Origin of the sequence: Moorena sp. SIO3I8, assembly GCF_010692325.1 — a bacterium.
Taxonomy (GTDB): domain Bacteria; phylum Cyanobacteriota; class Cyanobacteriia; order Cyanobacteriales; family Coleofasciculaceae; genus Moorena.
The window spans coordinates 1-7,573 of record NZ_JAAHHW010000195.1 but is presented as its reverse complement, the minus strand read 5'-3'; the positions used below and the strand labels follow the sequence as shown (position 1 = coordinate 7,573).

Genomic DNA, 7,573 nt, shown 5'->3' with positions numbered 1-7,573 from the left:
TCAAAGATCTTTTCTTTGATTAGGTTGATTCTATTGTTGAATGTACTCTTAAGGTTTTCCATGGTTTCAACCAAAATACAGTAACATAGATCGACCTGTGCCTAGCTAAATTGCAAGTCGATGGCAAATCGATTGGCGAAACGATTTTACTATAAGTTGCGAATTGACTAAGTTGCGAATTGACCCAATAGTGCTGGCATTGCTGAATCGTCGAAGGAATATCAGTGGGGTGGGCATCCTGCCTGCCCGGGAATTGTAACGGGCAAGATGCCCGTTCCACAGTAAGATGCTTGTTAGACAGCAAGATGCTCATTCCACAAAACTATTCAAATCATTCCATTATTAAGCAAAGCCCTTGTCCCCATAGTTTCCAGGGTCCTGCCAGGAGCAGATGCCCAGAGCTCGAATAGGGATGCAGCCGCGCTGCATCCCTTGTTCAAAGGATTGCTAGGATTTATATGCCACCTCAGTAACTAAATTTTCCTTAACCTCACTAACTAAATTTTCCTTCAGCTGTTTGTAGTCTTGGAGTTCCTTTCTCAGATCAACATGCAGGTGATCAATCTCCTCTTTCTGGAGGATTTCTAATATGGCTATGTTCAAGTCATTCATGGCGGCCAAATAGAGTTTTCTATCAATCACAAATACCCTAACTAGAATCACACGAGCATTCTCTTCAATGCTGGATAATACAACTTTCATTTTCTGCTTGTGCAATCCATCGATAGTCGGAATTTTGGCTTTAATAGCCTGACAAAGTCTGGTAGTTTGCTCCGCTGAAATTCCATCTATTTTCAGAGTTAAATTTATTGCTCCCAACTCCAACGTATCGCCAGGATTCTGTGACCAATAATTGACCACAACTCCACCAATCATTTTAGAATTGGGAATTTTTTTGGTACCACCAACAGTAAGAAGACGAACCTTTGTACTTCTCAGACCAATACTGAGTATCTCAACAAAACCATTTATTCCGTCCAATTTTACCCAGTCACCGGGTCTATAGAGACCATCAGCATAGATAACCACTGTACAAAACCAGTCATAGATAATGTCTTTTAATAACAAACCTAAGGCGACACCTGCGCCACCCAGTAGACCGATCAGTGCACCAGCAGATGCCCCCAACAAAATCTCACTGGCTTTACTGGCAGCAATCAGGATTGCTGCTATCTGAAAAAGCTTTGGGAAGTAGGGGACTATCAAATCGTCGAGTTCAGTTTCCGTGTTTGCCGCCAATCCGGCTAGAAGCTCCCCCAATAGTGGAGCAGCACGGTAAAGAATATACGTGACAATGAACAGAGCGCTCACAGAGAGAATCTCGAGGATTTTCGGATTCTGTTCAGGACTAAGATGGCTTGCCACAACTAGATAGACTAGCCATAGTCCAGCGATCCAAATTAGCCAGCCTAATGGTTGCTTAAGAATGCTAATGAACTCATCGTCTAGGGTAGTTTCTGTACGGCTAGTTATCAGCTCGAGTCTGTGAATGATTATTGAAGTGAACAAGCCTCGCAATATCTGGGTAAGGAGGAGGATGAGCACCACAATAACTATCGTGGAAACAGGAATGTTGGCGAGCTTGAAGTCGGAATCAAAGATCCTTTCTGTGATTATGTTGATTGTAGTGTTGAATTTACCCTGAAGGTTTTCCATCGTTTGGACCAAAATACAGTAACATAGATCGACCTGTGCCTAGCTAAATGGCAAGTCGATGGCAAATCGATTGGCGAAACGATTTTACTATAATTTGCGAATTTAGCGAATCATGCTAAGTACCTGGACAAAAATAAACCTCACTTCTTGATGCAAAGCGCGAGTGGGGGAAACCACGGCAGTCGCTCATGGGGGGAACCCCCTTTGGCGGCGCTGCCTCCCCTGTTCCCTTGCTGCATCGCTGTATTAACTTGTGTAAAGTTGCCAAAAGTCCGTCTGCTCCCAGCTCCGAACGCGCCCCGCGTGGCCCACGGCCTCAGTCCCTGCTCCCTATTTCAACAGTTAATTTTACTTTTGTCCGACTACTTAGGTATGTAATAAACATGATTGACACCAATTGCCCGTTTGGGCAGCACCCTAGGAGCCAGTTTGAAAGGTTTACTATCTGGGGTGCATCTCATACAGCGGTTTTCAATTCGGTCAGGTACAAATTCTTGAGGTGCGACCCGTGGCGAATTAAATTCGCCACGGGTCGCACCTAAAAGCGATGCAGCTTCGAAGGGAGCGAGCGCTGCATCGCTTGTTCAAAGCATTGCTAGGATTTAGATACCACCTCACTAACTAAATTTCCCTTCATCTGTTTGTAGTCTTGAAGTTGCTTTTCCAGCTCAATATGCAGGTGATCAATCTCCTCTTTCTGCAGGATTTCTAATATGGCTATGTTCAAGTCTTGCTGGGCAGAATAGTAGAGGTTGGTATCAATCACAAATACCCTAACTATAATCACGCGAGCATTCTCTTCAATTTTGGAAAATAAAACTAACATTTTTTTCTTGTGCAAGCCATCGATAGTCGGAATTCTTTCTTCAAGAGCCTGACAAATTCGGATAGTTTGCTCCGCTGAAATGCCATCAATTTTCAGAGTTAAATTTATACCCCACTCAAATCTATCGCCAATCTTCTGTGACCAATTTTCCACAACGCCAGCAATCATTTGAGAATTGGGAACTTTTTTGATAGAACCCCACTCAGTAAGGCGAAGTGTTGTACTTCTGAGACCAATACTGACGATCTGAACAAAACCATTTACGCCGTCCACTCCTACCCAGTCACCAGGTTTATAGAGACCATCAGCGTAGATAATCACCGTACAACACCAGTCATAGATAATGTCTTTGAATAACAAACCTAAGGCGACACCGGCACCACCCAGTAGACCGATCAGTGCACCAGCAGATGCCCCCAACAAAATCTCACTGGCTTTAATAGCGGCAATCAGCACTGCTGCGATCTGAAAAAGCCTTGGGAAGTAGGGCACGAACAAATCGTCCAGTTCAGTTTCAGTGTTGGCCGCCAATCCGCCTAGAAGCTCCCCCAGTAGTGGAGCAGCACGGTAAAGAATATAGGTGGCAATGAACAGAGCACTCACAAACAGAATCTCGGGGATTTTCTGATTCTGTTCAGGAGTAAGATGGGTCGCCACAACTAGATGTACTAGCCAGAGTCCAGCCAGCCAAATTAGCCAGCCTAATGGTGCTTTAAGAATCCTAATGAACTCATCGTCATGGGTGGTTTCTGTACCACTAGTCAGACGTTCGAGTCTGCGAATGATTATGGCAGTGAACAAGCCTCGCAATATCTGGGTGAGCAAGAGGATGAGCACCACAATAACTATCGTGGAAATAGGGATGTTGGCGAGCTTGAAATCGGTATCAAAGATCCTTTCTTTGATAACGTTGATTGTATTGTTGAATGTAGTCTTAAGGTTTTCCATAGTTTCGACCAAAATGCAACAGCAGAGATCGACCTCTGCCTAGTTAAATGGCAAGTCGATGACAAGTCGATGGCAAGTCGATTGGTGAAATTATTTTACTATAAGTTGCTAATTTACTCAATAGTGCTGGGTATGCAATGGGGATTGTGTCCGCAAACAGGATTTAGAGCGATTGGCGGTTTCCGCAGCACCCTACGAGCCAGTTTGAAACGTTTATTATCCGTTTTTAGGAAAACTATTCGGTCAATCAACGCTGGAATTTACCGAAAAGTATTAGCTAGTAAAAGACGGCGGAAATACCGACTGCATCAAGACACAGATGTTGAATTTTGCGAAGGATTACTAGCTATTGGTTTGTTTAGCGATCGCGAATCAACTGCAACCAATCAACTGCCCAGTTTGGGTTGATTAGAGCCATGGGCTTGTAGAATCAAAGGTCTTCTGCCCATAGTTTCCAGGGTCGTGCCAGGAGCTGATGCCGAGATCTCGAATAGCGACGGGTGCGCCGACCTGAAGGGCTTCCCCCCACTCGCGCTTTGCATCAAGACAAGCATCAAGACAACCCAGTTACTCCTGCTTGGCCAGACTTGTCAACCCAACTTGTAAACAATTAATTACCGATAAACGGCTAGTTGAACTTGAAACTAAAACTTGATCATGTGGTAGACCTCCCAGGCTGACTAGTCTATAGTCATCTGCTAAAGACGGAGATAATAGTAGCATGTTCTACTTGTGATATGGGTACCCTATTTCTAAAATTAATCTAAATTCTCTTGTGTAGATGGCGAAAACAATAGCATATTAACTTGTTCTATGCCTAGCCCATCTCCCCATCTCCCCATTTCCCCATCTCCCCATTTCCCCATCTCCCCATCTCCCCATTTCCCCATCTCCCCATCTCCCCATCTCCGGGGCCCCACACTTTTATGATGGGTATTCAACCCGACTTCATATGAGGGGGATCAGGGGGATGAGCTTGTGATCAGCAAGTAACATCACCAGAAAGCAACTTGCTATCAGGAACTTTTGCACTTTTGCCTAACTTCTATCTGTATGATTTGCACTGATTCGCTGATTGACCAAACTAGCTCGTTATTGATTAAGGCTATTCTCAGTAAAAACTCATTAAGCTAGGATTTAATAGATTCATGTATACTGGAAATATCTAGAACTGAATGAGCAGTTAAAAATGACGATTAACCCTCTATAAAACTTATAAAATTGGGACGTTAACACTACCGATACTGTGTCAATAAATATAGTCAATATTGATATCGTATGTGATAGGATTCGATTCCTAATTAGTTTGTCAGCCCAAAACTAATCCTATTTCAAAATCACCCTATTTCAAAATCACCAATTACCCATTACCTTTTCCCCAGCTCATGAACCTTTCATCCTCGACATCTCAAAATCTGCCCCAGTCCAAGAGAAAGCTAGGACTCAGGTTAGGGATTGGGGCAATAGTTCTAGTGACAGCTGCCTTAATTTTGCTATTTACGCCGGTTGGGTCTTGGCTGAAGCTGGAAAATCTGAGATGGCTTCAGGAAAGCATGGGTATTTTTGGACCACTGGGGTACATTTTAATTTATATTGTTGCCACAGTACTAGCTGTTCCTGATGCGATTTTAACCTTTTCGGCTGGTGCTCTGTTTGGACTAATGCTGGGTACTTTGTGGACTGTGATTGGTGCTACTTTGGGAGCAACGGCTGCGTTTATGATTGCTCGCTTTGTTGCTGGTGATTGGGTTAAGTATAAGTTTCAGGACTCTCGTTTGGAGCAACTCAGTGAGGGCATTGAGAAAAATGGTTTTTGGTTTGTGCTCTCAATTCGCCTCGCGCCAATTTTTCCATTCAATGCGGTTAACTATTTGTTCGGCTTAACACCAATTCCTCTACCCACCTATGTGATAGCCACCGCAGTGGGAATTATCCCGGCTACCTTTGCTTATGCTTGGTTAGGTCGCAGTGGTCTGGAAGCTATCAGCGGTAGTCCCCCCTGGCAAATGATCGCAGCACTAGTTGTATTAGCGGTGCTATCTACCACCCCCCTACTTTGGAAACAATCAAAACTTAGGCAATAACTCTGCTTGTAGGGTGCGTTATTAACGCACCCTACACCATAAAGGCGAATATAAGGGCGAATGACAGTCCAGTGTTGCGTAAGTCCTGACCCTAAGTCCTGACAATTTAAGGTGATTAAGGTAGAAGATTGATGAGATTGAACATATTGCTGAAAAGACGAAGCCTTTGGTTAGCGATCGCGCTATTTATTTTGGTCCTATTGTGTTACTCGACTCCTGTCAGAGCCTTATTTAACCAAAGGTTCCTAGTGCAACAGTTGCAAGAATTAGGCCATTGGGCAATCTGTTTATTTATCCTGGTTTATGCTCTGGCAACGGTTTTAGGAATTCCTGGCACAGTACTGACTATCGCTGGTGGTACAGTGTTTGGTTTAGTTTGGGGTACCTTCTGGTCTGTTATCGGAGCAACCTTGGGGGCATTGGGAGCATTTTGGGTAGCGCGTTACCTATTGCGAGATTGGGTTGAATACAAGTTCAGGCATCATAAAGCATTGGTCAGCTTCAATCAAGCAGTGATGCAGACACCCCTGATGTTTGTCTTAGCAGTACGCTTTGCCCCCATTTCTCCTTTTAATGTAGTGAATTTCCTGTTTGGTCTAACCCCGATTGGCTCGGTAGAGTATACCCTTGGCACTTTCTTTGGGATTATTCCTGGTACCCTCGCCTATACTTGGCTGGGAGTAACTGGAGGGGAAGCTTTGCAAGGAGGCGATCGCTTACCATTTTTCCTAGCACTCAGTTTCCTAGGTATACTGTCTGCCTTGCCACTGTTGGCAAAGCGAAAAAAGAAATAGTCTTCCTGTTGCCCATTCTCCTGTCCCATTCTCCTCATTTTCCCATCTTTCCCATCCTCCCTATCTCCCCTATCAATCCCAGGAAGTACCATGGCAAGAAAGCAACGTGGTATCAGTGGGTCAATAGGGTAAAAAATTTTCTGATCAACTACCCCGACTTGCTAGGCTTTTCCTGAAACGTATCCGTAAGACAAGTAAAGAATAAGAGAGGGATTTACGGGAATCTGTTATATTTGTTAATATGAAGGGTGTAACCCCTCATCTTTTCCCTGTCTTGATGCAATAGCGAGTGGGGGAAACCACGGCAGTCGCTCATGGGGGGAACCCCCTTTGGCGGCGCTGCCTCCCCTGTTCCCTTGCTGCATCGCTGAGGTAAGGGGAAAAGGAAGGTTCTGTCAGTAGTTCCTTTTAACTTAAACTTTACTCGTTAAAGTTTTTACCTTAATTTTTGAAACGTTAAGTTTTCACAAGTCCCGTGAGACCGAAGGTGAGTGCTTGCCATTCGTTTTGTATAGCAAGACACTTAAGGTGCGCTTTCCAAAAGCGCACCTAAAAGTGTTTTTCACCAAGTGTTTTTCACCAAAATTTAACATTTTGGGGGATATTTACTATACAATACTGAGGATAGCCTTCCCAAGATTTTCACAATGTGTGATTAAACTTCGCGATTGACTCCAAGAACATCTCAACCAGAATACTAATTTTCTATGCATGTTGATAGAGATGAGTGTCTGTTAATAGGTCATGGGTAATAGGTAATAGGTAATAGGTAATAGGTAATAGGTAATAGGTAATTGCGATATACAAGTGGTGTTTAATAGCAGCCATAGTATGATCCTCAATTGTAAATTGGCAATTACCTATTATCAGTTACCGATGATATATACCCGAATAACTATGTCTCTCCGACCTTAGACATAGGCGTTGAAATTAGGTTTAAGGTTAAGTGGGGTAACGCTTCCATAATCGTTTTCACACCTATGTCTATTACTAATAAAATATCCACCCTTGGCGACTTTGAGCTTGGCAGGAAATGACTAAAGAACAGTATTCTAAAAATTGGTTCAATGGACAATCGTTCATTATTACTTTTTGCCTGTTACCTTCTCTAGTAATTATCTTAGGGGTAATCAGCATGGAGTGCATCTCAGTTTTGTAAGACTCAAGTTGAAAATTGCCCGTTGAGGTAGGCACACCGATGCTTCAAGACTTGTGGGACGTTACTCTCATCCCACTGAGCCCCCGAAATCTTGATACGCCGACCC

6 protein-coding genes are annotated in these 7,573 nt (G+C 43.6%); 3 read left to right on the top strand and 3 right to left on the bottom strand.

What is annotated here, in order from left to right; translation table 11 throughout:
• Positions 1–447 precede the first annotated feature (447 nt).
• Complete coding sequence (locus F6K51_RS34390; protein ID WP_293029783.1) at positions 448–1,656, bottom strand: mechanosensitive ion channel domain-containing protein; 1,209 nt, start codon at positions 1,654–1,656, stop codon at positions 448–450.
• A gap of 595 nt (positions 1,657–2,251) precedes the next feature.
• Positions 2,252–3,430: a mechanosensitive ion channel domain-containing protein gene (locus F6K51_RS34385; protein WP_293029780.1), complete on the bottom strand. Its 1,179-nt coding sequence runs from the start codon at positions 3,428–3,430 to the stop codon at positions 2,252–2,254.
• 105 nt (positions 3,431–3,535) lie between these two features.
• On the opposite strand from F6K51_RS34385, the gene F6K51_RS34380 reads away from it, so the two are divergent.
• From F6K51_RS34380 to F6K51_RS34370, 3 genes are all read left to right on the top strand, one after another.
• Positions 3,536–3,838, top strand: a complete 303-nt coding sequence (locus F6K51_RS34380; RefSeq protein WP_293029777.1) for a hypothetical protein — start codon at positions 3,536–3,538, stop codon at positions 3,836–3,838.
• 977 nt (positions 3,839–4,815) lie between these two features.
• On the top strand, positions 4,816–5,514 hold the full coding sequence (locus F6K51_RS34375; RefSeq protein ID WP_293029774.1) for a TVP38/TMEM64 family protein: 699 nt from the start codon (positions 4,816–4,818) through the stop codon (positions 5,512–5,514).
• A 131-nt stretch (positions 5,515–5,645) separates the two neighbouring features.
• Positions 5,646–6,308 (top strand): TVP38/TMEM64 family protein, encoded by a 663-nt coding sequence (locus F6K51_RS34370; RefSeq protein WP_293029771.1) that lies wholly within the window; start codon positions 5,646–5,648, stop codon positions 6,306–6,308.
• 705 nt (positions 6,309–7,013) lie between these two features.
• On the opposite strand, the gene F6K51_RS34365 is transcribed toward F6K51_RS34370, so the two are convergent.
• Positions 7,014–7,136: a hypothetical protein gene (locus F6K51_RS34365; protein WP_293029767.1), complete on the bottom strand. Its 123-nt coding sequence runs from the start codon at positions 7,134–7,136 to the stop codon at positions 7,014–7,016.
• Positions 7,137–7,573 lie beyond the last annotated feature (437 nt).

Coding starts and splice junctions, on each gene's coding strand:
- F6K51_RS34365 (WP_293029767.1), bottom strand. CDS start 7,136: ATGGCTGCTATTAAACACCACTTGTATATCGCAATTACCTATTACCTA.
- F6K51_RS34370 (WP_293029771.1), top strand. CDS start 5,646: ATGAGATTGAACATATTGCTGAAAAGACGAAGCCTTTGGTTAGCGATC.
- F6K51_RS34390 (WP_293029783.1), bottom strand. CDS start 1,656: ATGGAAAACCTTCAGGGTAAATTCAACACTACAATCAACATAATCACA.
- F6K51_RS34385 (WP_293029780.1), bottom strand. CDS start 3,430: ATGGAAAACCTTAAGACTACATTCAACAATACAATCAACGTTATCAAA.
- F6K51_RS34375 (WP_293029774.1), top strand. CDS start 4,816: ATGAACCTTTCATCCTCGACATCTCAAAATCTGCCCCAGTCCAAGAGA.